This window comes from Zobellella maritima, from assembly GCF_003075035.1.
Classification (GTDB): domain Bacteria; phylum Pseudomonadota; class Gammaproteobacteria; order Enterobacterales; family Aeromonadaceae; genus Oceanimonas; species Oceanimonas maritima.
This window is the reverse complement of record NZ_QCZE01000004.1, coordinates 84,169-110,450: the sequence shown is the minus strand read 5'-3', so window position 1 is coordinate 110,450 and position 26,282 is coordinate 84,169. Positions and strand designations below refer to the sequence as shown.

The following is a 26,282-nucleotide window of genomic DNA, read 5'->3' as shown; positions in this document are numbered from 1 at the left end:
TCTTATGTCGCTCCGTAAAGCATACCTTAAAAGCATGGCTTGTATATTTATTTGATATTTTCTGTATCTCTCTTTCGCCGCTATCTTTTGAAATGTCAACTGTCCTGACTGGATGGTAAGAAATCACATTGCAAAGGAGATGCCGTATGCGAAGCAACTACTGGATAGGGCTGCATTTTGTGCTCTGCACCCTGGCCATGATCTGGCCAGGCGCCCTGATCGCCAACCGTTACGAACCCACTGTGCTGGGCCTGCCATTTTTATTCTTCTGGTACATCCTGTGGATGTTCCTGCTGTTTGCCGGCTTGCTGGCGGCCTTTATCAAGGTGCATGGAGGCAAGCAAGATGTCTGATTCGATTATCGTTACCGGGATCACCCTGACTTATCTGGTACTGGTGTTATGGGTCGGGCTACGGGCCCGCACCAAGGGCACCGGCTCCAGCCTGGAGGAATACGTGGCCGGTGGCCGTCACGTGGGAGTGGTGATCCTGTTTTTCATCCTGGGGGCGGAAATATTTTCGGCATTCGCCTTCCTCGGTGCACCCGGCTGGGCCTACAAGCACGGGGCTCCCGCCCTCTATATCCTGGCCTACCTGAGCCTGATCCCCATCATCATCTGGATCATGGGACCCCGGGTACGTGAACTGGGCAAGCGGCACGGCTATCTGACCCAGGCCGACATGATTGCCCATCATTACAACAGCAAGAGCCTGGGGGCTTTCGCCGGTATTGTCAGTGTGGTGGCCTTTATTCCCTATCTGGCCATTCAGATTGCCGGTGCCGGCCTGTTGTTTCAGGCCGCGACCGGCGGTCTGGTGCCTTTCTGGCTGGGCGCGCTGGCAGCCTTTCTGGTGGTGGCCGTCTACGTCTACTGCAGTGGGCTCGGGGGTATCGGCTGGACCAACCTGATGCAGGGGGTGATGATGGTGGGCATCGCCTGGTTCCTCGGCTGGACGGTGACCGACAGCCTGTTTGGCGGCGTCGGCCCCATGTTTGAGCAGCTCCAGCTGCAGATGCCGGAATACCTGGTGATGCCGGGCGCCACCGGCGTCATGGGCTGGGGCGCCTTCAGTACCGCTATCCTGGTGAGCGCCTTTGGTGGCGCCATGTGGCCTCATCTGTTCATGAAGTTTTACTCGGCCGACAGCACCTATACCCTGCGCAAGGTGAGCGTCTTCTACCCGCTGTTCGCCTATCTGTTGGTACCGTTATTGCTGATCGGTTTCGCCGGCATACTGGCCTTTGCCGACGCGCCCCTGGCCAAGCCCGACGAGGTGCTGCTGAAACTGGTGATGGAGGTGCTTGATCTTTCCCCCTGGGTCACCGGCCTGATGCTGTCCGGTGCGCTGGCGGCCGCCATGTCCACCGGGGCCAACCTGGCGCATACTGCCGCGACCATAGTGGTCCGCGATATCCTCTGTATTTCCGTGCTGCGCAATGCCTCGGAAGGCACAGTGGTGCGGGCCATCCAAATCAGCGTGCTGGTGGTGTCCCTGCTGGGGTATCTGTTCGCCCTCTATAGTCCCGCCTCGCTGGTGGCCGTGCTGCTGGGTGCCTTCGGATTGATCCTGCAGTTGATGCCCATGGTGCTCGGCGCCCTCTTTATGCCGAGCCTGCGCAAGGGCTCCGTGGTCGCCGGCGCCGCCCTGGGGGGGGCCTTGACCCTGCTCTATCAGTTTTATCTGTCTTCGCCGCTCGGCTTCCATCCGGGATTCTGGGGCATTGCCCTGAACCTGCTGGTGGTGACCCTCTGGCAACTGCTGCTTAACAACAAGGCCTCGATCATCGCCTCCAAAGCATAAGGTAACAGTATGAATATCAATGCGTTGATTTCGAGCTCCATCGATCAGGTTTATGCCGGTATCGAGCGGCTCTACAAGGATATCCACCAGCACCCGGAGCTGCCCTTCGAGGAATTCGAAACCAGCCGCAAGCTGGCCGAGCAACTGCAAAAGAGCGGCTTTGAAGTGGCCACGGGCATCGGCAAGACCGGCGTGGTCGGCCTGCTCCGCAACGGCGAGGGGCCCTGCGTGATGCTGCGGGGCGACATGGACGCCCTACCCATCCGCGAGCAGACCGGGCTGGACTACGCCAGTTGCCGGCACTCAAGCGCGGGTGTGCCGCTGATGCATGCCTGCGGTCATGATCTGCACGCCAGCTGCCTGACCGGTGCGGCCGCCGTGCTCCATGCCCTGCGGGAGCACTGGCAAGGCACCCTGATGATAGTACACCAGCCGGCGGAGGAGATTTTCGGCGGCGCCCAGGCCATGCTGGCCGACGGCCTGTATGAGCGTTTTGCCCGGCCCGACGTGATCCTGGGACAGCACAATATGCCGGCATTGGCCGGCATGGTCGGCCACCTGCCTGGTCAGGCCATGTCCGCCGCGACCACTCTGGGGGTGACCATACACGGGGACGGTGGTCATGGCTCCATGCCGGCCCAGACCGTGGATCCCGTGGTGATTGCCGCTCATGCGGTGGTCCGGCTGCAGGCCATCGTTTCCCGCGAAGTGGAGCCGAGCGAACATGTGGTGGTGACGGTGGGCAAGTTGCGGGCGGGTACCCAGGGCAATGTGATCCCGCACAGTGCCGAGCTGGAAATCAATGTGCGCAGTTTCAACGATACGACCCATGCCAGGGTGATCGGGGCGATCAAGCGCATCATCGACGCCGAGTGTCAGGCCGGACGCTCCCCCAGGCCGGCGGAATACCGGGTGCTGACCGAGACCATCACGCTGAACAACGACGCGGCCACGGTAGCACGGCTGCAGCAGGCTCATGGGGATTTTTTCGGCGCCGAGCAGATCTTCGAGATGAAGCGCCTGGGTGGCAGCGAGGACTTCCCCTATTTCGGCAACGCCGCCGCCGGTGGCTTTGGCGGAGAGGATATCCCCTATGCCTACTGGTTTATCGGTGCCGCGGCCCCGGAAAGCTGGCAAACCACCACAGGGGACAAAGTCGCCGAGCGCATGCTGCAGCTGCCCATGCCTCACTCTCCCTACTATGCACCGGATCGCCAGCCCTCGTTGATCACCGGCATGGCAGCCATGGTAACCGGTGCGTTGGCGTTCCTGAAAGGCTAACTACGGCCTGCTCGGTCCGCTGATGTCAGGCGCCTATTTTGGGCCTGTCTTCCATGGAGGATGAAAGTGGTGTTCTGTGCCAGTATCAAGGGTCACCTGTAAAAGAAAGAGGCCTGTATGATCACAGTGCACCATCTGGACAACTCCCGCTCCCAGCGGATCCTGTGGATGCTGGAAGAGCTGGGGCTGCCCTATGAGATAGTCCGTTATCGGCGGGATGCTGATACTCAGCTGGCACCTGCCAGCCTGAAGAGGGTGCATCCTCTGGGCAAGGCACCGGTACTTACCGACGGCAACGTCACCATGGCCGAATCCGGCGCCATCATTGACTACCTGGCCCAGAATTATGGCCGGGAATCCCTGCTTCCGGCAGCGGGGACGCCGGCCTACCGGGACTATGTGTACTGGCTGCACTACGCCGAAGGCTCCCTGATGCCGCCGCTGCTGGTCAGGTATATCTTCGATCAAATACAGGCGGCACCCATGCCATTTTTCGTCCGGTTGATCGTTAACAGGCTGGTGGCACAGGTAAACCGGCGTTTTCTGGATAACCAGCTGTATAGCCACCTGGATTTCGTTGCCGATCACCTGGCCTGCCATGAATGGTTTGCGGGTCCTGCCTTCAGTGCCGCCGATATCCAGATGAGTTTTCCCCTGGAGGTGGCCATGGCCCGGGCCAATGCGGCCGACAGCTACCCGAGGCTAAAGTCTTATGTTGATAGTTTGCAGGCCAGGCCGGCTTACCAAAAGGCGCTGGCGGCTGGTGGGCCCTATTGTTATGGGCCCGAGTCCTCTCCCGTTGATTGATAGCCGTTCCTATAGCCTTTAGCATGACAGTCTGTGTTTGCTGACAGGGAAAACAAGATGGAAGAGGTAAAGAACCTGAAAGGGCTGATCATGCCATGGCTGGATACCCACATCCCCGAATATTCAGCCCTGGCATATACCTGTGCAGTATTGACGCTGATCCTGATTTTCTCGGTGGCTATCCACTTGGTTTTGCACCGGGTGGTACTGAGGTGGGTGGGCAGCCGAGCCAGGAGTGCCCGTCAGGTATGGCGACAGGCATTTTTTGAACGCAAGCTGTTTAACCGTCTGGCGCTGACCTTGCAGGGTATCATCATCCATATCCAGGCCGGACTCTGGTTGAGCAGCGAGGCGATGTCGCTCCCCATTATCCAGACGGCGACTCAGCTGTGGATATTGCTCTATGGTCTGCTGTCGTTCTTTTCGTTGCTCGATGCATTGCTGGACATCTTTCAGCAGCAAACAACCATGCGTAACTTTCCGCTGCGGGGGATTTTTCAGGGTCTGAAACTGGTGTCGGCAATCTTCATCGGCCTGCTGATTATCTCCGTCCTGATCGGCAAGTCGCCGCTTATCCTGCTGAGTGGGCTGGGTGCCATGACGGCGGTGCTGATGTTGGTATTTAAAGATCCTATCCTCGGGCTGGTGGCCGGGATCCAGCTGTCGGCCAACGATATGTTGTCGGTGGGCGACTGGCTGGAAATGTCCAGGTATGGCGCAGATGGTGAGGTGATCGACATCGGCCTAACCACGGTCAAGGTACGCAACTGGGACAATACTATTACCACCATTCCCACCTATGCGCTGATCTCCGATTCCTTCAAGAACTGGCGGGGCATGAGTGAGTCCGGTGGCCGGCGCATCAAGCGCAGCCTGCTGCTGGATACCAGCAGTGTACGTTTTCTGACCGAAGAGGATGTACAGCGATTGCACAAGGCGCAGCTACTGGCTCCCTACCTGAGTGAAAAAGTATCGGAGGTCAGCCGCTACAACAGCCAGTCCAGGGCGGACTTATCCTCCCTGGTCAATGGTCGTAGGCTTACCAATCTGGGCACCTTACGCGCCTATCTGGCCGCCTACCTCAAGGCCCACCCCAGCATTCACCAACAGATGACGCTGATGGTGCGGCAGCTGGAGTCGGGCGCCCAGGGCGTCCCACTTGAGATCTACGCCTTCACCAATACCACCAGTTGGGTGGTATTGGTGAAGGCATACAGGCGGATCTGTTTGACCATGTATTCGCCGTCCTGCCTGAGTTCGGGCTGCGGATGCATCAGGCGCCTACCGGCTATGATATGCGTACCCTGGCTCATTCCCAAGGTCTGGCATCCCATCAGGCAGGTATCCGAGAAGTGGGGTAAGCACAGGTAAGGGCCGCTGTTCCGGCCCTTTTTCAATTGCGAATTCGGTACCGAAATCGGAACCTATAAAAAGTTCCTCAACCTGTATCGTGATAATTATCTACTCCCTGGCCAGCCGCCGAATCACCGTCTGGCTCCATATAACACCAATCAAAAAATAGAGATGAAGCCGTTTTAATGATTGTTATGTTTATCAATGGCTTACTCTTAATGTTCGAGAGGGAATATATAAATCAGATCTCATCATGAATAGGTCTTTCGGTGTTATTCGGTTGGTTATCGTCTCAAGAATAAGACAGCTCATTCATTCAATTTGTTGATTGGTAAGATTATATACCCAAATGGTTTGTTAAAAATCATATTTGATACATCTCGTTTTATTTGGCTCCACTAACCTTTAACACAGGGTTAGATAGGAAAACCCTGAATTCGCCCAGGATACAAGGATGGCGGAATAACTAGACACGTAATAAAGGAAAGAGGGACTTTACTATGTCTATTCAAAAGAAAACATTGGCAGCTTTGATTGCATTAACTGTCGGTGCTTCATTTAGTGCTGTCGCATCCACCCCCGGTGGGGAGAAGGATTGGAATAAAGGTGCAGACTGGCATCATAATAAGGATGGCGGTACAAATAGAAATGACGATGGTAATCAGGCCGTTGATGACAGTGTCGTGATTGACATTGATGTGGAAAAATACATTTGGAAAACGGATATAGACTACAAATCTTTCTTTAAGATCCACAAGGATATTAAGGTTACCCAGCAATACAATACTACCTACCAATATGGACATACCGGAGACACCAAGTCCAAGTCAGATGTAGATGCCTATTCCGGGGCATATAGCGGAAACTATGCAGATGCTTATCAGAAAGGCGTGAATGTCGGTGCTGGGCTTGGCCTTGGTTTGGGTGTTGGCGTGGGTCTTGGTAATGGCGAAGGCGGTGACGGCTTGGGCTTCCTGGGCTATGGTATTGACCCTAGCGATGGGGACGGTGTGGGTGTTGGCCTTGGTGCGGGAATCGGTGTCGGTGCCGGGTTGGGCCAGGCGTCGCTGGTACCCGATCAGGATCTTGATCAGACAGCCACGGCACACTCCTCAGTCAACGTCTTGTCTGTATCCCTGATCAAGTCCGGGGATAACACCTTGGGTAATAGTGCAGCCACGCATGGTATTAACACCCAACAGGCCATTTCCGGGCAGAGTGCAATGGGTCAACAAAGTGTTAATGTGAACTCTAACATTCATTTTTAACCTTCAAGCCGGCCCTCTGGGGCCGGTTGATTGCCTGGAGGAGATATGAAAAGGATGATATTGTTATCGGCTTTTTTGAGTTCTTCCATCTTTGCCGGCCAGGAGCTGGATATGCTTCCGGTTGCCGATAATACACTGCTTGGCGAAAGTAGAGGTATGGCCCAGTTTAGTGATCAGGATAATGAAACGGCTCAGGGAGGCATAGTAGCAGGCAATGGAGTGGTTAATTCCATTACCGGTGGTAATAATATATCAGCGGGTGCCTTGTCTGGATCGCATGGGATTATCATGGTTAACATGAGCTCTGGTAATAACAATCTTACCAATATGAGCGCCTCCGTCAACCTGATATCGGCTAAGTGACATGAAGAAATTACTATTAATGATAATTTTTTTTCCAGCGGTAAGTTTTGCATTAAACTTGCCAGGTGCTGGAGGGGGGCACCTGAGGGTGCCGGTCAAGAGTTTTGGTGAAATAAAGTTTGGGGAGGTTGTTAAGCAGCAGTATGACTTCAGTTGTGGCTCTGCTGCTTTGGCCTCCTTGCTTACTCACCATTACGGCATGCCATTAACAGAAGCAACAGTATTCGAGGAGATGTTTAAGTTTGGGAATAAAGATAAAATAGAAAAACAAGGTTTCTCGATGCTCGATATGAAAAGCTTTTTGGCAAGAAGAGGCTTGAAATCAGACGGGTACAAGTTAGAGAGGGAAGATATTGGCAACTTGGGACTGCCAGCCATAGCCTTGGTTAACTACAATGGCTATAACCACTTTGTGGTGGTGAAGGGGTTGAGGGACGACAAGGTGTTGATAGGCGATCCTTCATTAGGGCTGCATATCATGGATGGAGAGAGCTTCGACAAGAGCAGTAATGGCATTTTTCTATTTATAAGGGATAATACCGAGCTTGCAAAAGCCAGTTTTAATCAAGAAGAAGATTGGGAGCACTCGGCACCAAACGCACCCTCGAGAATGGCGATTATGCAGCGGCTGCCACATTTAACGGACTTGATGTTACCATCAGAATATGATTACTGAGAGGTGATAGTGATGAAATGGCTGATAGTATCTGCGTTACTGATTCCTGCTATGGCCTTTTCGAAAAGTTATGACGTTTCGCTTGATAACGCGCCTACCTTGTCGGAGAGCATGCTGGAACAACAGCGAGGGGGCTTTTATCTTCCTGGGATTAATTATTCAATAGGATTGAGAATGGAGGCTTTAGTTAATGGTGACAGAGTTTTCTTTAGTGATGTGTTCAATATAGCCAATAACCGGCTGGTACTGCCTGCCATCAATGGTCTTCCCGAGGGTCTAAAAATTACCCCGTTGAATGGGAACGGAAAAGTTGGTTATGTATTGGAGAACTCAGCCAATGGCCTGAGGACCGATGTCAGGTTGGAAATTGATATAGTTACACCCAAAGCCTTGGATGCTGTGAAAATACAACAAGACATCTCTACCCGGCTTCGTTCGGCGGGTTATTGATTTTGTTGATTTACTCACAAGTTGAGCTTGATATGCCATACATAAAAGCAACCTTGGTTATTGGACTCACTTAAACCCGGTTGATTGACATAGCTATCCGCCGGGTTTACTTCCCTTGCTGTCGCAGACTTTAACCTTAATCGACACCGTGATATTTTTTCTTATTTTTTCAAATGGTTGTAAGTAATTTATTACCATGTACTCCTTGCTATACTATTCTGGCCTATAGTAATAGCATCATTGGATGATGGTTATGGTGGTAAAAAATGGCCTTGGAAAGGGAGCTCCTGGTCCTCCAGCCATACTCGGGATTGCGAGTATGGAATAGTCAATACCTGGATTGGTCCCTGGTCCGACATTCCAGCCTGGAAACCGCCAGTCTGTATTTGAATAACTCAGAAACATCGGTAGGTATTATTGACTGCAGCGAGTCGGAAAAGCCGAGCTTTAGGCTGGCGCGTTGGTTAGACAACTACAATGGTGTGTCCTGGATTGCGGTGCTTTCTCAACGCCAACTGCTAAAAAGCGAATGGCAGCTTTTTATCGCTATGCATTGTTATGACTATCATACTACTCCAGTATCAGAAGACAGACTGTTTATCACCATAGGTCGGGCCTATGGCATGACCAGGCTTAAGAATAAGTTAAGCCTTTCGTTTCAAAAAGGCGAGGTGATAGGTCGTCATGAAAGATTTCAGAGTGTATTAGTATCTCTCCAGAGTCACAAAAGGAAATATTTGACGCTTTCTGGTGAGCAGGGAACTGGAAAACGCCTGCTTGCTAAAAATTTTTCAGAGTTGAGAGGTCTTGAATTTATAGAGCTTGATGCCAATCGCATCGAGCCGGGTGCCTATATTTCTCATTTTGAATCCATAACCTCACAATGTTCAAGACAGCCTGTTTGTTTGTATATTAATGGTGTTGAGCAGATTCCAGGTTCCATACAATCTCATATTTCCAATCGTGTGCTTGATGAGAACTTGAAATTGGTTTTTGGTTGCGGTGTCAGTTCTAATGAATTGGATAATGTTTGTTTTTTTATTCCTGAATTTACGTCATTGTTAAGACGGTGCTGGATTGAGGTTCCTCCGTTGAGAGAAAGGGGGCGAGATAAACTGATCTTGGCTAAATACTATCTCTATAAAATAAGTCGTTCTCAAGGTAAACAGGTGTTGGGTTTTTCTAATGACGCCGAATGTGCCATAGATAAATATCATTGGCCTGGGAATGTAACCGAGCTTATTGAGAAAGTTATATCTGGTTTGTCTCGCTGCGAAACAGAATATTTAAATGCAGAAGCAATGGAATTGAATGACGACTTGATACCCGAGTGCAGTAATTTAAGTCTGCGCAAGGCAAGGGAAGAGGCGGACGCCCTCGCAATAAAAAGAGTGCTTGACCTGGTGTCGGGCCGCCCGGGAAGGGCGGCCGAGTTACTTTGCATTTCCAGGGCGTCGTTACATCGTCTAATAGCAAGATATGGGATCAGGAGATAATGATGAAAAGAACAATGATGTTTGCCGGCTTGCTGTTGTCCATTGCGGGCACGGTACAGGCACAAGACCGGCAGGTGGTGGACTCGGTGGCCAGCGCCCTGGAAACCCAGGGACTATTGACCCCACAGGGGCATTTCGAAATTGAGCCCTCGTTCAGCTATTCCCAGAATACCTCAAACCGTATTTCCATCCTAGGTTACAGTGTATTACCGGCATTGGTCGTTGGCTTAATCGAAGCCGAAGATGCGGATTTGACCACCTTTACCTGGGGTTTGGCGGCGCGTTACGGGTTAACCAACAGGATTGAACTGGAGTTAAGGGCACCCTGGGTATACCGCCATGATACCTATACTAAGAGAGAGCCTGGTGAGGGGGCGCCAACCACCCGGAATTTTACCTCTAATGGCGGTGGCCTGGGGGATATCGAAGGGGCCATACGTTATCAATTCAACCTGGAGTCGGTTCCGTTCTGGATTGGCGGGTTCAGGGTCAAGTCGGATACGGGGGATTCTCCTTTCGATCAGGCATTGAATGCCGACGGTATTTTTCCGGATCCGCCCACCGGCTCGGGGGCCTGGGCTATCGAGCCCAGTCTGACCCTGATTTACCCATCAGATCCTGCGGTATTGTTCGGTAGCGCCGGCTATACCTGGAACCTGGAAGCAGACGCGGGTCGGGATTTGGATGGAGATGATTTAGCTAATGATCATGTCGATTTGGGTGACAGCTTTTTCTTAGGCATGGGCATGGGCTTTGCTGTCAACAATCGTCTTTCTTTCAGCCTGGGGGTCAATCACAGGACGGTGTTTATTTCCCGGGTCAATGGCAAGCGGGCGAGCGGGGCCGAGGTCTTGCAGTTGGATAGCCTGACCACCGGCTTTTCATTGGCCCTGACCGACAGAACCTCCATCAATATGAACCTGCAGGCCGGTTTAACGGAGGATGCACCCGATATTCAGGTGAATTTCGGTATGCCAATCATGTTTTAGCATGGCCCGTCTTATTAACAACCGAAGCCCTGCGTTAAACAAAGGGTTACCTGCATAGAGGAGCAAGGTGATAGCACCTCCATGCCAGATAGGTAACCCTCATGCTTAGCCGGCCAGTCGACGCTTTGTACAAAGCAGACGTGAGCGCCAGCCATTTTTATTTCCGCCGTGCTCTTCTTTCGTCGGCTCGTTGCGCCCATTGCAAGCGAGTAAAGTCAGCTGTCGTTCAACAGTACATCTGCAAACACAAAACCGTCGCGGCTGACGATTTCACCGATACGGATCTCGATTTTTTCCTTGAACATGGGGCCATCAAACACAAAGCTATGGAATTCTCCATACTCGCCGCACGGATCTGTACCTTCCGGTAACGCGGCCAGCAGTGCCTCGTCCAGTTCCCGGCCGGCAAAGGTTTCCGGTACCTTGGCCGGGTCCAGGCAGGTGATCAAGGTGCGCAGGCCATTGCGGATCATCTCTTTGGGCAAGCTATCGGTGGGTGTGCCCCAGATGGGAAACACGGCCTCAATGCCGGAGCCTTTCAGGTTTTCCTCGCGGTAATGGCGCACATCCTCGAGTAACAGGTCACCAAAGCCGAAGCATTCGATGTCCCGGGCCTTGGCACTGTCAACAAAAGCCCTCATGCGCTGGGCATACTGGTCATTGTTGCAGGGGTAGGGGATGGAAATCACCTCCAGCGGCAAGCCGATACTCTTTGCCTGCTGTTGTAACAGTTCGGTCCTGACGCCATGCATGGCGACCCGGTCAAAGGCTTCATTCACAGTGGTGAACAGGCCGACCACCTCGAATTCCTGACTCTGCTGCAGCGTGTACAGTGCCCAGGCACTGTCCTTGCCACTGCTCCAGGACATAAGGGTTTTTCTTTTCATCTGTATCCTTGGGTTCTGTATGACGCCCTGTCACCGCCGGCCCATCTATCCGTAAGGTGCGTATGAGCATGGCCAGTCTGGCGCCATGGGCCGGTCTTGATTGTTGTCTACCCGGACTGTATCACGATGTCGGAAGCGATGTGATGACGGCGGTGCCTGCCATATCGCAACATGCGGCTGCATGTAGACCGGAGATGTTGTCCGGCCCCGGAGAGCGATACGCAGTCCGTGCTTCGGCAATTTACGCACCACACTGGGCTGGCTGATACCCAGGCGTTCGGACAGGGCATAGGTACCGGGCAGTTGTCGGCACAGCTCGGCCAGGATGGCCCGCTCGCAGGCATTCAGTTCGGCGTTCGGCGCTGCTGCCGTTGACCGGCTAGCGGCGGCAGGATAACGTGCAAGGTATCGGTGAACCGGGGGTATATTGCCCCGATTTTATTCTGACCGGGCAGCGACAGGAGCGATATGGACATCAAATGGCTGGAGGATTATCTGGCGCTATGCGAGCTGCGCAACTTCTCCCGCGCCGCCGAGGCCCGCCATATCACCCAGCCGGCCTTTGGCCGCCATATCCGGGCCCTGGAAGCCGCGGTGGGCCAGCAACTGGTCGACAGAAGTACCAGCCCGCTGAGCCTGACCCCGGCCGGACGCCAGTTCCGTACCCTGGCCCGCAACCTCACCGAGCAGATGACCGCCGGGCTCGACCAGCTGAAGCAGACCCCCAGGATCAGCTTCGAACCGGTGCGGGTGGCCGCGCCTCACTCCCTGACTACACCCACACTGCTGGACCTGCTCGAGCTGGTGGAAGCGCCGGTCTGCGCCATCGACATATTGCGGGTGGATTTTGCGGTGGAGGCGCTGACCGAAGGGGTGTGCGACCTGTTGCTGGCGTTTGACATCCTGTCGTTGATGCAGCCGCCCTTTCTCAACCTCTGCCTGGGCCAGGGGGACTTTCTGCTGGTCGGCGGCACCAATGAACAGGGACACCCCCTGTTCACTCCCGAGTCCGGGACCATTCCCTATTTGCGCTACAGAGCAGACTCATTCAGCGCCAAACTGGTTGAGCGACAGATGCCGACCCCGGCGCTGAGCCAGTTGCAGCCGGTGTTCGAAACCTCCATGTGCCAGCTGCACAAGGACATGGCGCTGCGTGGCAAGGGGGTGGCCTGGCTACCCGATTGTCTCATCGGCGACGAGCTGAGCCGGGGGACCCTGGTGCCATTGAATCCCGACCGATTGCACATTCCCTATCAGATCCGGCTGTATCGTCATCAGGCGCCGCTGAGTCCGACGGCCGAACGGCTTTGGCAGACGCTGACCCAGCGGCTGGCGGCTGCTGCCGTCGCTCCGTCTCCCCGCCGGGTCATGATGCCGATCCGGCACAGCCATATCGGTTTCGGCATTTCCTGCCGGCCGTCGTAACAGGGATAATCCGCCTCGCATTGTTGTTAACAAGAGAGCTGGCAGTGACTTCCCCGGTGTCCTTTACCGAATTTCTGCACCGTTTTCCCAAGGTGGACATTCATTATCACCTGCTCGGTGGTGTGCGGCTGTCTACCATGCAGGATCTGGCCCGCCAGTATGGCGTGCCCCTGCCGGAGGCGGAGGCCAAAAGCTACTACCGGGCCTACCAGAGCGGCACCGGCGAGCGCCGGGGCGGCATTGCGGCCCTTCATTTTCTTTATACCCTGTTGCGCCGTCCGGAAGACTACTACCGGGTTGCCCGGGAAGTGGCCGAAGACGCCCACGCTACCGGCATTCGTTATATCGAAACGTTCTGGAATCCGAGCGATGTGTCTATGCCCTACCGGCAGGCCAACGAAGCGTTGACCCGGGCCTGTGATGATGTGGAGCGGGAGCGGGAGCTGGGGCTGGTGATGCGGCTGATCCCATCCATCAACCGGGAAAAATCCCCGGAAGAGGCGGTTGCCATGGTCGAGGCCATGATTGCCGCCCCCATCCCTATGTACTGGGCATCGGCATCGACTACAAGGAACAACAGGCGCCGGTAGAGGGCTTCTGGAAGGCCTATCGCCTGGCCCGGGAGCATGGCTATCGGCTGACCGGCCATTGTTCCGAGTTTGGCTTGCACTGGCGTAATGTGGAATCCGGCCTGGACTTGATCGGACTGGATCGCATCGATCATGGCTACACGGTGATCGACAACCCGGAACTGGCCGCGCGCTGCGCCCGGCAGGGCGTGCCCTTTACCGTGATCCCCTCCAATACCTACTACCTGAGTCAGTGGCCCGAGGCGGAACAATGGCGGCAACGTCACCCCATCCGCAAAATGGCCGAGCTGGGCCTGAAGATAGTGCCCTGCACCGACGATTGGCATATGCACAACACCAACGGCGCCGAACTGTACCGGGTGATGGTGGAAGAGTTCGGCTTCGATCTGGACGGCATTCGCCAGTGCATGCTGAACGGCATCGAGGCCAGCTGGGCGCCGGAGTCCCTGAAAGCCCGCTGGCGCCACGACTGGCCCGCCGAATTCGACCGACTGCGGTTCGCCCTGACGGCGGAGCCGGTGATCCCGCCGCAGCGTCATGTCCGTTACCACTTGCCTTGTACTGCCATTTGATCCCAGACAGGAAATCCCCCCATGCTGAATCTGTTGAATCGTTTGTTCAAACTGCCGGAGCACGGCACCGATGTCCGCACCGAAGTGATCGCCGGGCTGACCACCTTCGCCACCATGGCTTATATTGTGGCGGTCATTCCCGGCATGCTGAGCAAAGGCGGCCTGCCCTTCCCGGCGGCACTGACCGTTACCCTGGTGATGACGGTGCTCACCTCGCTGGCCATGGGCCTCTATACCAACCGGCCCTTTGTGCTGGGGCCGGGGCTGGGCAGCGCCGCTATTTTTTCCTATACCCTGCTGGGTGACGGTGTGCCCCTGAGCATCGCCGCGGGCATTGTGTTCATCAGCGGTGTGCTGTTCATGCTGGTGTCCTTTCTCGGCATTCGTGATTTCATTGTGCGGGTCATCCCCCAGAGCGTGAAGGTGTCGGTGGGGGTGGGCATTGGCCTGTTCATTGCCCTGCTCGGCTTCAAGCAGGCGGGCATAGTGGTGGCCAACGCCAGGAAGAACGTGCTGGTGTTTGGGGATCTCAACGCCATGGGACCTGTGCTGGCCATGGTGGGGCTCTTTCTTATCATGCTGTTCACGGTTCGCCGGATGAAGGGCGGTATCATCCTGGCCATTTTGCTGGTCACCGTTATCGGTATTCCGCTGGGCGTGACCAGGGTGCCCGAGTCGCTGTTTGCCTTGCCGGGTGCCATGGACGGCATGATGTTCGAGTTGGACATCATGGGCGCGCTGGATGTGACCTATCTGCCGTTCCTGCTGGCGTTCTTTATTCCGGATTTCTTCTCGACCCTGGGCACCCTGCTGGGCGTGGGCGGCCGAGCCGGCTACCTGGATGACCGGGGCAATTTGCCGGGTATCGACAGGAATTTTCATGTGGACTCCAGCGCCACCACCTTTGGCGCGCTGTTTTCCTGCCCGGTGCTGACCACTTATCTGGAAAGTTCCGCCGGGGTGGAGGCGGGGGGCCGTACCGGCCTGACCGCGGTGGTGGCGGCGCTGGGCTTTGCGTTGATGTTGTTCCTGTCACCGCTGGCTTCGATGATCCCCACCGTGGCCACGGCGCCGGCGCTGATCTTCATCGGCATCTCGATGATGGCGTCGATGAAGAAGGTGAATTACGATGACATCACCGAGTATCTGCCGGCTTTCTTCTGCGTGGCCATGACCATCTTCAGCTTCAACTCGGGCAACGGCATCGCCGCCGCCATGGTGGTCTATGCCTTCCTCAAGCTGGCCACCGGTCGTTGGCGCGAGGATCACTGGTCGGTCTATGCCATTGCGGCAGCCATGGTTTACTACTTCCATGTGGTGGCCAGCACCCACTGAGTCGCGGTTTTTAATCGTGCCGGCCTTATTCCCCGGCACCGCGACGGGAGGCGTCGGTAGCCTCCACCAGGCCGCGTGCGGCGATCTCTTTCAGGGTATTCCAGTGGCTGTCTGCTACCCGGATACCCGTGGCAAGGGCCTGCTTGCGGGCCAGTTCCAGCTGTTCACTTTCCATCATCCGGCTGTCTTCAGGTATCGGTCCACGCAGGATAGGGCTGGCGCTGATCAGAATGCGCAGGCTGTGCCGGTCGTCGGCGCTGTCTTCGCCCAGCTGAACCGTCGGGCGGGGCGAGTCGCCATGCAGATAAAATCGTACATGGTGCGGGGCACTGCCGTTATACCAGCTGGCGGTGCTCCAGTACCCCTGTCGGGCCAGCTGATAGAGGGCGCCGAAGCAAAGCCAGCGATTGTGGCAGTGGCGGATCACCAGCTCCACCTGCCCTTGCGGGGTCAGTTTGGTGGTGGCATAGTCCAGCAGCGGCGACAGGTGACAGAGCACACTGGCCCGGCGCAGATCAACTTCCAGCCGCTGTGGTGTGTCCAGCCGCACTTGGGGGGGCTGGTCGCAATCCTGCTCCAGCCAGGGCAGCGCCTTGACGAAGGCTGCCAGCCCTTCCAGCCCCATCATTTCCGCTTCTGCCACCATGTAGGCGATCACCTCCCCCTCACCGCACTGGCGATTCAGCGCCTCGAATACCTTGCGGCAGAGGGTGACAATTTCATTATGTGAAACCAGCATTATTCATCATCCTCGTTCGGCAACAAGGGAAAGAGCCATTCCCGATCATGGACTTCATCCATCAGCGGCGCCCCCTGGAACAGGGTCACCCGGACCCAGCGAGAGGAACGGGGATCGAACTTGGTGGCGCCGAACATGGACAGTTTGCAGCGCAGCAGTTGCATCGGCAGGCACTCCCGACCCAGTACATTCATGCGGATCTCCCCCATCCGGCACTGACTCATGGTCCAGGCCCGGCGGGTAATGGCCCGGAATTGAGGGTGCTGGAGCAGGAAGGCCGCCATGGTGGCCTGCTGGACATCCCGGGCCAAGGCGGCGTCCAGGCGGCTGACCTGGCGGGCAATATCCAGCCGGACTTCCTTGTCGTCGCCCGGTTCCTGGCCCCGTACCCCCATCCTGGGTTCTTCCTTTTCGGCCGATCGGTACCAGAACCAATACTGGTTTTCCGGCTGCCGGAAGTCGATGGCCAGGGCCCAGTCGTAGGCCCGGGCCAGCTCGGCACGGAAGTCTGCCACCGTCAGGCCGGGGGCCAGGGTCAGCTCTTCGGTCACGTTCATCTGCTCTTCGAACTCATCCACCAGTTCGGGATAGGGCTCCATTATGCAGGTGGTCAGTATCTCCTGGGACTCGAGTCCAAAGCGGACCTGGGCTTCTTCCAGCACCTGATCCCAGAGCCGGCCGCTTGCCTGCCCCACCAGTGCCGACAGCCGGGGGAGCTCGGCGATGGCCTGCTGATTGAGCCCAGCCTGATGTTCGTCAATGGTGACCACCTGAGTAAGGTGGCGGTGCGCCCTGTCCAGCAGGCGGCAGACCAGGGCCGCCGTCTTGTCGGTGGCCGTCTGGGCCCGTACCCGGGCGAGGGCGGATTCCCGTTGGGTCAGCCACTGATCCACCAGTTGGGGGTGATTGAGCAGGTAGGGGGCCATGCCCAGGCCGGTCGCATTGCCTATGCCCAGGTAACGTTGCAACGGGCGGCTCAGGGTGGCCGCCCGAGCGCCGCCCCGTTGTTTGGCCAGATAGTGAATCCAGTCCAGGCTGAACTGGCGCAGCAGATAGACGGCGCACATCTGGGCGCTGAAGCTGCGATGAAAGTCAGGGTTGTCCTGCAGCAGTTCGAAGTCGGCGATGCCGAACTTGCCGTTGCCGTAGACGGCGGTGGTGCGCAGTATATAGCCGACCTGAGCCAGCTCGTCCCGGGCCGGCTGACGACCCTGTGCCAGGCTGTTCACCAGGTGTTCGAATACCCGTACACTCTTGTTGGCCCTGCTCAATACCATGACCCTGGGGTTGTTGCGGCCGGCTTCCTGCAAGGGAACATTGGCCTGGAGCTGCGTCAGGGTGGCATCATCCACCTCACCAAACACCAGGGCAAAGGTGACATCCCATTTTTCGGCGATCACCCTGTCATTGCGTTCTTCGTCTTTCAGCGCGGTGGCAAACACCACCAGGTGATAAAAATGATGCGGTGTGTCCAGCCGGTAGATGGCTGTGCCCAGGCCCTGCTCGTCGAGGTCCCAACGCGGTCTGCTGAGCCGCCATCGCTCGGCGGTCATCTTGCGCAGTATGCTGCGCACGAAGCTGATTCGGGTCTGGTGCATGGCGCCCAGTCGGGTCGGATCCATCACCAGGGAAGGGGGCCTCAGCGGCAGGGCGACAGCGGAATCGAGTTGATGTTGCATCGTTTATCCCCCTCTACAGATGTTGTTCGTCGGCAAGCAGGTTGGCCACCCTGGGCGCGTTCCACAGGGAAGGCAGCAGGATCAGGGATACGGGCACGGCGGTGATGACGATAAAGGACTGCAAGGCTGAAATACCGCCGGATCCCAGGGAAATCAGGATAGCGGCGGTACTGCCCATCATGATGCCCCAGAAGGTGCGGACCTTGGCATTGGGATGCTCGCTGCCACTGACCACCACGCTGATGGTATAGGTCATGGAGTCCCCGGTGGTGATGATAAAAATGGTGGTCAGGATCAGGAACAGCACAGAGATCAGGGTCGGTAGCGGCAGCTGTTGGGTAATGGCCAGCAGCGAGGCGGGCAGGTTAAAGCCCTCGAAAGCGGTCGACACCGAGCCGGGAAGGGCGATCTCAAAGGCCAGTCCGGTGCCGCCGACGATGGAGAACCAGAAGCAGGTGATCAGGGGCGCCATGATGCTGACCGCCATCACGATTTGTCGCAGGGTCCGGCCCCGGGAGATACGGGCGATAAACACCGCCATCATGGGACCATAGCCGAGGAACCAGCCCCAGAAAAACACCGTCCACCAGCCCAGCCAGGCTTCATCGCCACGAAACAGGGCCATGGGCACAAACTGGTGCATCATGGTGCCGACCCCCTGCAGGTAGCCGTTGAAGATAAAATCGGTAGGGCCGAACAGCAGGATAAACACCATCAGGGCGACCGCCAGGATGACATTGTAACGGCTGAGGATCTGGATGCCCCGGTTCAGCCCGGTCAGCGCCGAAACCGTATAACAGACCACCGCCAACACTACGATAATCAGCTGGGTCTGGAAGGTATCGGGCAGGCCGAAAAGGGCATTGAGGGCATAACTCATCTGCAGGCCAAGGAAACCGATGGGGCCGACGGTCCCGGCAATGACGGCGACAATACAGGCGGCATCGATCAGGCTGGCGAGGGGGCCATGGAGCGCGCGTCGGCCGAACACCGGATAGAGCAGGGTGCGCGGCTTGAGCGGCAGTCCCTTGTGGTAATGGAGGTACATCAATACGATGGTGGTCAGGCTGCCGAGGATGGCCCAGGCCAGGAATCCCCAGTGCATAAAGGACTGGGCCAGGGCGTTAATGGCCTTGCCCTGGGGCGAGTCAGCGTCACCGTACAGGGGAGGAGGAGAGATAAAATGGGCAATAGGCTCGGCGGCGGCCCAGAACACGCCGCCCCCGGCCAGCAGGGTACAGAGGATAATGGCGATCCACTTGAAGGTATCCATTTCGGGGGCATCCAGGTTGCCCAGCCTGACCCGGCCGGTACGGCTCAGGGCCAGGACCATGCCGATAACAAAGGTCAGCAGCATCAGCACCTGCCAGTAGGGGCCGAACACCTTGACGGACCAGGCAAAGCCGGCGTTGACCCAGCCTCCCACCAGCTCCTGGCTGATCAGCGACAGCACGACAAACAGGGCGATAAAACCGCCGCTGAATATCAATACCGGCCAATCCAGGTGCTGTTTGCCTTCATCGTGGATCAGGGCCTCCTTGGCCATCTTCATTAGGTCTGCCATCATCAACTCCTACTTATTCATGCAGGGCCAAGCCCGGATTGCAGGAAGCGCAGCCAGTTGCCTCCCAGGATTGCCGCCGTGTCCGTCTCATTGAAACCCACGGCCTTGAGGCCGCGGTAAAGGTTGTTGAAATCGCCGCCATCCCTGAACCAGGAGGGCTGGGCCGGCCAGCCCGCATCCTGGCTGGAGCCTTCGCCATAGTCCATGGCCTTGGACCAGCGGCCGTTACGCATCCATTCCAGCACCGACTGGGGCTGGTTCAGGCACAGATCGCTGCCGATGCCGACATGTTCTATGCCCATGAACTCGACGGTATCGGCCACCATCCGGCAAAAACGCTCCAGGGTGCATTTGCTCTTGTCCGGCAGGTGGAAAGGATAGAGACTGAAGCCCAGCAGGCCGCCGCTGTCGGCCAGGGCCTTGAGCACAGTGTCCGACTTGTTGCGCAGCGCCTCGTGGGCCCGGGCCGGGTTGGCATGACTGATGCAGATTGGCCGGCTGGAAATTTCGATGGCCTCCAGGGTGGAGCGCTCGGCGCTGTGGGACATATCCACTATCATGCCGACCCGGTTCATCTCGGCAATGGCCTGACGGCCAAAGCGGGTAATGCCGGGATCCCGTTCCTCATAGCAGCCGGTGGCCAGCAGGCTCTGGTTGTTGTAGCTGAGCTGCATGATCAGCAGGCCCAGCTTGCGCATTATCTCGATCAGTCCGATATCGTCCTCTATGGGTGAGCAGTTCTGGGCGCCGAAGAAGACCCCGACCCTGCCTTCCTCCTTGGCGGCCCGGATATCCTGGTATCCCATGACCGGCCGAATTAGGTCGGCGTCTTGTTCAAAGCGACGGTTCCACTCTGAGAAACGGGTCAGGGTCTCGCGTGCCAGCTCATGGTAGACCAGGGTGGCATGGACGGCGGTGACCCCGCCGGCCCTGAGCCGTTCGAAGTGGGCGCGGTCCCAGTAGCAGTACTGGAGGCCGTCGATAATGATATGGTCCTGGTACATGCTGGCCTCCATACCCTAGGGTTTCAGATAGGTGGTTTTGACTATGGTGTAGAAATCCTTGGCGTAGGTCCCTTGCTCCCGTGGGCCGAAGCTGGATTCCTTGCGGCCGCCGAAGGGCACGTGATAATCGGTACCGGCCGTGGGCAGGTTGACCATGACGCAGCCAGTCTGGGCCCGGCGCTTGAATTCATGGCTGGCTTTCAGGCTCCGGGTACAGATGCCGGCGGTCAACCCGAAGCGGGTATCATTGACGGTGGCGATGGCGTCATCAAGATCGGTCACCCTAATCACGCTGCTGATGGGGGCAAACAGTTCTTCCTGGTTCATTTCCCAGTCGTTGCGGGTATTCAGAAACAGGGTGGGCGACATATAGTAGCCCTCATGAGTTAGGTTGAGACGATCGCCACCGGTGGCCAGCTCGGCGCCGGCCGCCTTGGCTCTGGTCACCCAGTCCAGGTTGGCATTGAGCTGCTTGTCATCAACCACGGGCCCCATGAATACTCCTTCTTCCAGGGCATGGCCGACCTTCAGGCCCTGCATCCGTTTGATCAAGGCCTCGACAAAGGCATCGTGGATACCGTCCATGACCACCAGGCGGGAAGAGGCGGTGCATTTCTGACCGGTTCCGGAAAACGCGCCGGCGATGGTTGCGTCTACGGCGGTTTGGAGATCGGCGTCGTCGGCCACCACCAGGGCGTTCTTGCTGCCCATCTCCAGCTGGCAGCGCACCAGGTTACCGGCGGTGGCGGCGGCGATGCGGCGGCCGGTGTCGACCGAACCGGTAAAGCTGATGCCATCGAGCTGGCGGGAATTGATCAATAATTCACCCACTTCACGGCCGCTGCCCAGCACCAGGTTGAAGGTGCCGGCCGGAAGATCCTGGCGGGCGATGATGTCGGCCAGGGCCACGGCACTGGCCGGGGTCAGGTTGGCGGGTTTCCAGATGACGGCATTGCCGAAGGCCAGTGCCGGGGCGATTTTCCAGGCGGCAGTGGCGGTGGGGAAATTCCAGGGAGAGATGATACCGACCACGCCCAGGGGCTCCCGGGTCACTTCGACCTCTACCCCGGGGCGAACCGAGGCGGCGGTTTCTCCCATCAGGCGCAGCACCTCGGCGGCGTAATACTGGAAGAACTGGCCGGCACGATAGATTTCTCCCCGGCCTTCGGCAAACGGCTTGCCTTCCTCCCGGGACAGCAGGGTACCCAGCTCGTCGCAACGGGCGATCAGCTCGTCTCCGATGGCCTGTAATACCCTTTGTTTGTGCTCGGGGAGGGTGGCCGCCCATGCGGGCTGGGCAGCCCTGGCGGCCTCGATGGCTGCCTGAGTCTGGCTGACGCTGGCCTGGGCGAAATGACCGATCACTTCGCTGATATCGGACGGGTTGATATTGGCAAGGGCATCCTGACCCTGTTGCCATTTTCCACCAATATACAGGGCTTGTTCGGGCTTGACGTTCATCGGTGGTTACTCCTTGCAAGATGGGTAGTGGGTTACCGCTTGTTGCTGACGTGATGGGAAGTTGCCCCGTGTGATGTTCTGGTCGGTCCGCTTATCACCAGGGCAGGACGCTCGGTGTCGCGGCCTCGGCGGTAAACGAAAGGCCAGTAGCGTCCGGAAACCTGGGTCAGCAAGCTCAAATGACATTACCTAAGTGTTATTCAAGTGTTGCATTTAGGCTAATAATATGTGCGGAGGTAGGTGCTTTGTTGAATTGCGTAATGATGTGGCCGGTATGTGCCGGGAGCGGATTCTGGTGCAGCTCCGGCGGGCGCTTCCGGGGAGAAGGTTAAGCGACTTTCTGCTGGTGCCGCCATACCAGCCATAGCCGGGTATCCAGCTCCAGCTGGTGATAGGCTGGTTCCATATGGCAGCACAACTGGTAAAACGCTTTGTTGTGTTCCTTTTCCCTGAAGTGGGCCAGTTCGTGGACCACTATCATCTTCAGAAATTCTTCCGGTGTTTCCCTGAACAGGGCCGCTATGGTGATGCTGTTATGGGCCTTGAGCCTGGCCCCCTGTACTCGGGACTGATAGGTATGCATGCCGAGCGCCTGCTTGAGTACGTTGATCTTGCTGTCGAAGTGTACCCGGCTCAGGGGCGGGGTCTTGCGCAGATACTGGTTTTTCAGCGCCATCACATAGTCGTACAGGGCCTTGTCGCTCTGTACCCGGTGACGGAGGGGGTATTTGCGTTGCAGGTAGTCGCCCAGCCGGCCGTTTTGTAGTAGCTCGCTGGCTTGGGCCTGAATATGTTCCGGGTAACCGGCCAGGTATTTCAAGGTATTCACGGCGGGCCTCCCCTGGATGAGCGGAGACCCATTATAAAGCGAAGGAGGCACTTTGTCCGCTTTCCGGTCCGGAATGGTGTAGCCCCCCTCCCTGCGGGCAGATCCGGCAGCTCGCAAACGCCTGCGGCGCAGTGTCGGCGTTATCAATGCACGGTAACGGGACATAGCCTGAGGTGCATATGGCACTAGCAGGAGGCAAGCGGCTCCGGGGTGGTGACGACTTGCACAACGACTGTGCATGTTCCTGGTGCAGCGCCTTGTTCTGGTGCCGGTAAGGCCCCTGCTCAAATACTATTTTTAATACAAAACAATCGTTTGTCATATTGGCATGATTCCCGCAGGAGGATACCCAATGTTTTAACGGGCTAGTGAGAGCACCAAGATGTCTGCATCCAGAATCAAGCTTCTATCTTTCAGCGGCAACAGCCGTATCCTGCATATGACCTGGCTGGCGTTTTTCATCAGCTTCGTGGTCTGGTTCAACCATGCCCCGCTGCTGATATTTATCCGTGAGTCTATGGGGTTGAGTGATCAGCAGATATCCACCCTGCTTATCCTTAACGTGGCCCTGACCATACCGGCGCGCATCGTCGTGGGCATGCTGGTTGACAAGTTCGGTCCCAGGGTGATGTATTCATTGCTGCTGGGGTTCTCAAGCCTGATTTGCTTCTTCTTTGCCCTCGCCGACAGCTTTGAGCAGATGGCGCTGGCGCGCTTTATGCTGGGCTTTGTCGGCGCCGGCTTCGTGATCGGCATTCGCATGATTTCCGAGTGGTTTCCCGCCAAGCAGGTGGGCCTCGCCGAAGGGATTTACGGTGGCTGGGGCAACTTCGGCTCGGCGGCGGCGGCCATGGTGTTGCCGTCACTCGCCCTGCTCATTGGCGGCGAACACGGCTGGCGTTATGCCCTGGGGATAACCGGCTGCGTCGCCCTGGTCTATTCCTTTGCCTATTATTTCAGTGTCTCCGACACCCCCAAGGGCTCTACCTACTTCAAACCGAAAAAGTCCGGTGCCATGGAAGTCACCAGCAAGGGCGACTTCGTGCTCTATATCGTGATGAGCCTGCCCCTGTATGCGGCGCTGGCCCTGCTAGTTTGGAAGCTGTCACCCCAGGGCGTCAGCCTGTTATCTGCTGGCGCCAGTTACGGGGTTTACGGCGGACTGCTGGGACTGTTCGCCTGGCAGCTTTATCATATCGTCAAGGTTAACAAGGACGTCTTCCACAAGCCGGTGCCGGAGATCCATCGCTACAAGTTCAAGCAGGTGGCGGTGCTTAACCTGGCCTATCTGTCGACCTTTGGTGCCGAGCTGGCGGTGGTGTCCATGCTGCCACTGTTTTTCAACGATACCTTCGGCATCAGCCCGGTACAGGCGGGTCTGCTGGCCTCGGCCTTCGCCTTTATGAATCTGGTTTCCCGTCCCAGCGGTGGTTATCTGAGCGACAAGCTGGGCCGCAAGAAGACCCTGACTCTGAGCCTGGCCGGCACCACCCTGGGCTTTTACCTGATGGGACAGATCAATGCCGACTGGTTGTTGCCCGTCGCCGTGCTGGTGACCATGTGCTGCTCCCTGTTCGTTCAGGCAGGGCAAGGTGCCGTGTTTGCCATCGTTCCCCTGATCAAGCGCCGCCTGACCGGGCAGATCGCCGGTATGACGGGGGCCTACGGCAATGTGGGTGCCGTGGTGTTCTTGACGGTGCTGTCTTTCGTTTCTCCCCAGGTCTTTTTCTGGATGATCGGCACCATGGCCGCCATTACCATGCTGGCGGTACAGCTGATGGATGAGCCGAGCGGCCAGATGGCAGAAGTGCTGCCGGATGGTACAGTGCAGATGATAGACGTCCACTAGGATTAATTCGTGGCAACTCCACTCAGCGCCAGTTGCGGCCAGCATTCACTGGCCGGACTGAAACCAGAAAATCAGGACGCCCTGGGCTTCTATGCCCCGGACAATCCGCTGCTGCTCGACGCCAAGGGGCTGGCCTGCGCCCTGGCCGACGGCATCAGCAGCAGCGAGCTGGCCAGCCTGGCCAGCCAGTCTGCCATCAGCAGCTTCCTCTCCGATTACTTCAGTACCCCGGATAGCTGGTCGGTCAAGCAGTCCGGTGCCAAGGTGCTGACCGCCATCAATATCTGGCTCTGTGGCCAGGGCAATCAGTTTCTGAACGAATCCAGGGCGGCTGCCACCACCTTTTCCGCCGTGGTGATCAAGTCGACCACCGCCCACTTGTTTCATGTGGGAGATACCCGCATCTACCTGTGGCGGGGCGGGGATCTGGAGCTGCTGACCCAGGATCACCGGCTGCGCCTGGGCCATGACCGCGAGTACCTGAGCCGGGCCCTGGGGGTCGGTTACGGTCTGGAAATCGACTATAAATCGCTTCCGGTCGAGTCCGGCGACAGCTTTGTGCTGGTGACCGATGGCGTCCATGAGCATGTGCCCGACCAGCAGTTGAAAACCCTGCTGCGCCAGTATCCCGATCCCGACCGCTGTGCCCGACACATATGCGAAGTGGCGCTGGAGCAGGGCAGCGACGACAACATCAGTTGCCAGGTTCTGCGTATCGACCAGTTGCCCCGGCCGGAAGTGGAGGAAGTTTATGCCAGGCTTACCACCCTGCCGTTCCCGCCTGAGCTGGAACAGGGCATGGTGCTCGACGGCTATCGCATCATCCGTGAGCTGCACGCCAGCTCGACCAGCCAGCTCTATCTGGCGGTGGATACCGACAGCGGCAACAAGGTGGTGCTGAAAACCCCCTCGGTCAATTTCGAGGATGATCCTGCCTATCTGGAGCGGTTTCAGCTGGAAGAGTGGGTCGGGCGGCGCATCAACAGCCCCCATGTGGTGCGCACCATTGAGCAGCAGCGACCCAGGCGCTTTCTCTACTATGTGCTGGAATATATCGAAGGGCGAACCCTGGAGCAGAAGCTGGATGATGAAGGTCCCCTGTCCCTGGATGAAGTGCGGCGCCTGTTGCCCCAGATGATCGCGGGGCTGCGCGCCTTCCACCGGCTGGATATGTTGCATCAGGATCTCAAGCCGGGCAACATACTGCTCACCGATGAGGGGCTGGTCAAAATCATCGACTTCGGCTCGGCCAGGATTGCCGGGATTGCCGATATCGCTACCCCCATTGCCCGCAATACCCTGCTCGGCACCAAACAATACACGGCACCCGAATATCTGCTCGGGGTGCCGGGCAGTCCCCAATCGGACCAGTTTGCCTTGGGCTGCATTGTCTATCAGATGCTCAGTGGCCAGCTGCCCTATGGCGAGGCCCTGGCCGCCGCCACCGGTAAAGGCCACCTTAACCGGCTGCGCTATACCTCGTTGCGTAACTATCAGCCGCAGCTGCCTCACTGGGTCGACCGGGCCATTGCCCGGGCCGTGTCGCTCCAGCCCGGACAGCGCTACCAGGCGCTGTCGGAGTTTGAAGCCGATATCAGAAAGCCTAATCCCGCCTATCTGCAAGAGCAGCAGCTGCCGCTGGTCGAGCGCCATCCGCTGGCCTTCTGGCGAACGCTGTCGCTGCTGCTGCTGCTCGGCAATGTGCTGCTGCTGGCGCTGTTGTTGCCGCGCAACTGATACCAATCCCGGTAAAGATCTGAGCAGCGAGCCACATCCTCATCGTGGTAGCTGACGGCATTAGCCGGCAGGCTTTGTTACGCAGCGCAATACCAGCAATGCTGAACCCGCAGTTTATGTACTTA

General features: G+C 57.3%; 23 protein-coding genes and 1 pseudogene. 17 read left to right on the top strand and 7 right to left on the bottom strand.

The window, feature by feature from the left end:
* The first annotated feature begins 146 nt into the window (after positions 1 to 146).
* The 11 genes and pseudogenes from DCS96_RS15795 (at position 147) to DCS96_RS15745 (ending at position 10,486) form a co-directional block, all read left to right on the top strand.
* Positions 147 to 353 (top strand): hypothetical protein, encoded by a 207-nt coding sequence (locus DCS96_RS15795; protein ID WP_116475365.1) that lies wholly within the window; start codon positions 147 to 149, stop codon positions 351 to 353.
* Entirely contained in the window at positions 346 to 1,803 is a 1,458-nt protein-coding gene (locus DCS96_RS15790; RefSeq protein ID WP_116475364.1) for a sodium:solute symporter family protein, read from the top strand. The genes DCS96_RS15795 and DCS96_RS15790 overlap by 8 nt, the downstream gene beginning before the upstream one ends.
* 9 nt (positions 1,804 to 1,812) lie before the next feature.
* On the top strand, positions 1,813 to 3,084 hold the full coding sequence (locus DCS96_RS15785; protein ID WP_116475363.1) for an amidohydrolase: 1,272 nt from the start codon (positions 1,813 to 1,815) through the stop codon (positions 3,082 to 3,084).
* A 117-nt stretch (positions 3,085 to 3,201) separates the two neighbouring features.
* Positions 3,202 to 3,891, top strand: a complete 690-nt coding sequence (locus tag DCS96_RS15780) for a glutathione S-transferase family protein (protein WP_116475362.1) — start codon at positions 3,202 to 3,204, stop codon at positions 3,889 to 3,891.
* A gap of 75 nt (positions 3,892 to 3,966) precedes the next feature.
* A pseudogene (locus DCS96_RS15775) lies at positions 3,967 to 5,252 on the top strand (mechanosensitive ion channel family protein).
* Between the two features lie 492 nt (positions 5,253 to 5,744).
* Positions 5,745 to 6,512 carry a hypothetical protein gene (locus DCS96_RS18990; protein ID WP_116475361.1) on the top strand — a complete coding sequence of 256 codons (768 nt, stop codon included), beginning with the start codon at positions 5,745 to 5,747 and terminating at the stop codon, positions 6,510 to 6,512.
* Positions 6,513 to 6,557: 45 nt separating this feature from the next.
* A complete protein-coding gene (locus DCS96_RS15765) occupies positions 6,558 to 6,875 on the top strand; it encodes a hypothetical protein (protein ID WP_116475360.1) in 318 nt (105 codons plus the stop codon).
* 1 nt (position 6,876) lies between these two features.
* Positions 6,877 to 7,551, top strand: coding sequence for a C39 family peptidase (locus DCS96_RS15760; protein WP_116475359.1), 675 nt, complete (start codon positions 6,877 to 6,879; stop codon positions 7,549 to 7,551).
* A gap of 12 nt (positions 7,552 to 7,563) precedes the next feature.
* Positions 7,564 to 8,001, top strand: coding sequence for a hypothetical protein (locus DCS96_RS15755; protein WP_116475358.1), 438 nt, complete (start codon positions 7,564 to 7,566; stop codon positions 7,999 to 8,001).
* A gap of 266 nt (positions 8,002 to 8,267) precedes the next feature.
* The gene (locus DCS96_RS15750) at positions 8,268 to 9,497 is read left to right on the top strand and encodes a VpsR-related response regulator (protein ID WP_116475357.1); all 1,230 of its coding nucleotides are present in this window, start codon (positions 8,268 to 8,270) and stop codon (positions 9,495 to 9,497) included.
* A gap of 2 nt (positions 9,498 to 9,499) precedes the next feature.
* The gene (locus DCS96_RS15745) at positions 9,500 to 10,486 is read left to right on the top strand and encodes a transporter (protein WP_198650106.1); all 987 of its coding nucleotides are present in this window, start codon (positions 9,500 to 9,502) and stop codon (positions 10,484 to 10,486) included.
* Positions 10,487 to 10,701: 215 nt separating this feature from the next.
* On the opposite strand, the gene DCS96_RS15740 is transcribed toward DCS96_RS15745, so the two are convergent.
* A complete protein-coding gene (locus tag DCS96_RS15740; protein WP_116475355.1) occupies positions 10,702 to 11,373 on the bottom strand; it encodes a Dph6-related ATP pyrophosphatase in 672 nt (223 codons plus the stop codon).
* A gap of 468 nt (positions 11,374 to 11,841) precedes the next feature.
* On the opposite strand from DCS96_RS15740, the gene DCS96_RS15730 reads away from it, so the two are divergent.
* From DCS96_RS15730 to DCS96_RS15720, 4 genes are read left to right on the top strand one after another with little or no spacing between them, the layout of a single operon-like run.
* Positions 11,842 to 12,798: a LysR family transcriptional regulator gene (locus DCS96_RS15730; RefSeq protein WP_116475353.1), complete on the top strand. Its 957-nt coding sequence runs from the start codon at positions 11,842 to 11,844 to the stop codon at positions 12,796 to 12,798.
* A gap of 44 nt (positions 12,799 to 12,842) precedes the next feature.
* Positions 12,843 to 13,388, top strand: a complete 546-nt coding sequence (locus DCS96_RS18985; RefSeq protein ID WP_198650105.1) for an amidohydrolase family protein — start codon at positions 12,843 to 12,845, stop codon at positions 13,386 to 13,388.
* A complete protein-coding gene (locus DCS96_RS18980; protein WP_332870201.1) occupies positions 13,286 to 13,960 on the top strand; it encodes an adenosine deaminase family protein in 675 nt (224 codons plus the stop codon). Before DCS96_RS18985 ends, DCS96_RS18980 begins: the two co-directional genes overlap by 103 nt.
* A 21-nt stretch (positions 13,961 to 13,981) precedes the next feature.
* Positions 13,982 to 15,295, top strand: coding sequence for an NCS2 family permease (locus tag DCS96_RS15720; RefSeq protein ID WP_116475352.1), 1,314 nt, complete (start codon positions 13,982 to 13,984; stop codon positions 15,293 to 15,295).
* Between the two features lie 25 nt (positions 15,296 to 15,320).
* Here the strand turns inward: DCS96_RS15720 and DCS96_RS15715 are convergent, their stop codons facing one another.
* The 6 genes from DCS96_RS15715 to DCS96_RS15690 form a co-directional block, all read right to left on the bottom strand.
* Complete coding sequence (locus DCS96_RS15715; protein WP_116475351.1) at positions 15,321 to 16,034, bottom strand: DUF3726 domain-containing protein; 714 nt, start codon at positions 16,032 to 16,034, stop codon at positions 15,321 to 15,323.
* Positions 16,034 to 17,713, bottom strand: a complete 1,680-nt coding sequence (locus DCS96_RS15710) for a hypothetical protein (protein ID WP_116475350.1) — start codon at positions 17,711 to 17,713, stop codon at positions 16,034 to 16,036. Before DCS96_RS15710 ends, DCS96_RS15715 begins: the two co-directional genes overlap by 1 nt.
* 13 nt (positions 17,714 to 17,726) lie before the next feature.
* On the bottom strand, positions 17,727 to 19,277 hold the full coding sequence (locus tag DCS96_RS15705) for a BCCT family transporter (protein WP_116475349.1): 1,551 nt from the start codon (positions 19,275 to 19,277) through the stop codon (positions 17,727 to 17,729).
* 17 nt (positions 19,278 to 19,294) lie between these two features.
* Positions 19,295 to 20,281: a membrane dipeptidase gene (locus DCS96_RS15700; RefSeq protein WP_116475348.1), complete on the bottom strand. Its 987-nt coding sequence runs from the start codon at positions 20,279 to 20,281 to the stop codon at positions 19,295 to 19,297.
* Positions 20,282 to 20,296: 15 nt separating this feature from the next.
* A complete protein-coding gene (locus DCS96_RS15695) occupies positions 20,297 to 21,742 on the bottom strand; it encodes an aldehyde dehydrogenase family protein (protein ID WP_116475347.1) in 1,446 nt (481 codons plus the stop codon).
* Between the two features lie 328 nt (positions 21,743 to 22,070).
* Positions 22,071 to 22,571: a YgjP-like metallopeptidase domain-containing protein gene (locus DCS96_RS15690; protein ID WP_116475346.1), complete on the bottom strand. Its 501-nt coding sequence runs from the start codon at positions 22,569 to 22,571 to the stop codon at positions 22,071 to 22,073.
* A 382-nt stretch (positions 22,572 to 22,953) separates the two neighbouring features.
* On the opposite strand from DCS96_RS15690, the gene DCS96_RS15685 reads away from it, so the two are divergent.
* Both DCS96_RS15685 and DCS96_RS15680 read left to right on the top strand, forming a co-directional pair.
* Positions 22,954 to 24,420, top strand: coding sequence for a NarK family nitrate/nitrite MFS transporter (locus tag DCS96_RS15685; RefSeq protein WP_116475345.1), 1,467 nt, complete (start codon positions 22,954 to 22,956; stop codon positions 24,418 to 24,420).
* Positions 24,421 to 24,429: 9 nt separating this feature from the next.
* Entirely contained in the window at positions 24,430 to 26,157 is a 1,728-nt protein-coding gene (locus DCS96_RS15680) for a bifunctional protein-serine/threonine kinase/phosphatase (RefSeq protein ID WP_116475344.1), read from the top strand.
* Positions 26,158 to 26,282 lie beyond the last annotated feature (125 nt).

Coding starts and splice junctions, on each gene's coding strand:
- DCS96_RS15795 (WP_116475365.1), top strand. CDS start 147: ATGCGAAGCAACTACTGGATAGGGCTGCATTTTGTGCTCTGCACCCTG.
- DCS96_RS15790 (WP_116475364.1), top strand. CDS start 346: ATGTCTGATTCGATTATCGTTACCGGGATCACCCTGACTTATCTGGTA.
- DCS96_RS15785 (WP_116475363.1), top strand. CDS start 1,813: ATGAATATCAATGCGTTGATTTCGAGCTCCATCGATCAGGTTTATGCC.
- DCS96_RS15780 (WP_116475362.1), top strand. CDS start 3,202: ATGATCACAGTGCACCATCTGGACAACTCCCGCTCCCAGCGGATCCTG.
- DCS96_RS18990 (WP_116475361.1), top strand. CDS start 5,745: ATGTCTATTCAAAAGAAAACATTGGCAGCTTTGATTGCATTAACTGTC.
- DCS96_RS15765 (WP_116475360.1), top strand. CDS start 6,558: ATGAAAAGGATGATATTGTTATCGGCTTTTTTGAGTTCTTCCATCTTT.
- DCS96_RS15760 (WP_116475359.1), top strand. CDS start 6,877: ATGAAGAAATTACTATTAATGATAATTTTTTTTCCAGCGGTAAGTTTT.
- DCS96_RS15755 (WP_116475358.1), top strand. CDS start 7,564: ATGAAATGGCTGATAGTATCTGCGTTACTGATTCCTGCTATGGCCTTT.
- DCS96_RS15750 (WP_116475357.1), top strand. CDS start 8,268: ATGGCCTTGGAAAGGGAGCTCCTGGTCCTCCAGCCATACTCGGGATTG.
- DCS96_RS15745 (WP_198650106.1), top strand. CDS start 9,500: ATGAAAAGAACAATGATGTTTGCCGGCTTGCTGTTGTCCATTGCGGGC.
- DCS96_RS15740 (WP_116475355.1), bottom strand. CDS start 11,373: ATGAAAAGAAAAACCCTTATGTCCTGGAGCAGTGGCAAGGACAGTGCC.
- DCS96_RS15730 (WP_116475353.1), top strand. CDS start 11,842: ATGGACATCAAATGGCTGGAGGATTATCTGGCGCTATGCGAGCTGCGC.
- DCS96_RS15720 (WP_116475352.1), top strand. CDS start 13,982: ATGCTGAATCTGTTGAATCGTTTGTTCAAACTGCCGGAGCACGGCACC.
- DCS96_RS15715 (WP_116475351.1), bottom strand. CDS start 16,034: ATGCTGGTTTCACATAATGAAATTGTCACCCTCTGCCGCAAGGTATTC.
- DCS96_RS15710 (WP_116475350.1), bottom strand. CDS start 17,713: ATGCAACATCAACTCGATTCCGCTGTCGCCCTGCCGCTGAGGCCCCCT.
- DCS96_RS15705 (WP_116475349.1), bottom strand. CDS start 19,277: ATGGCAGACCTAATGAAGATGGCCAAGGAGGCCCTGATCCACGATGAA.
- DCS96_RS15700 (WP_116475348.1), bottom strand. CDS start 20,281: ATGTACCAGGACCATATCATTATCGACGGCCTCCAGTACTGCTACTGG.
- DCS96_RS15695 (WP_116475347.1), bottom strand. CDS start 21,742: ATGAACGTCAAGCCCGAACAAGCCCTGTATATTGGTGGAAAATGGCAA.
- DCS96_RS15685 (WP_116475345.1), top strand. CDS start 22,954: ATGTCTGCATCCAGAATCAAGCTTCTATCTTTCAGCGGCAACAGCCGT.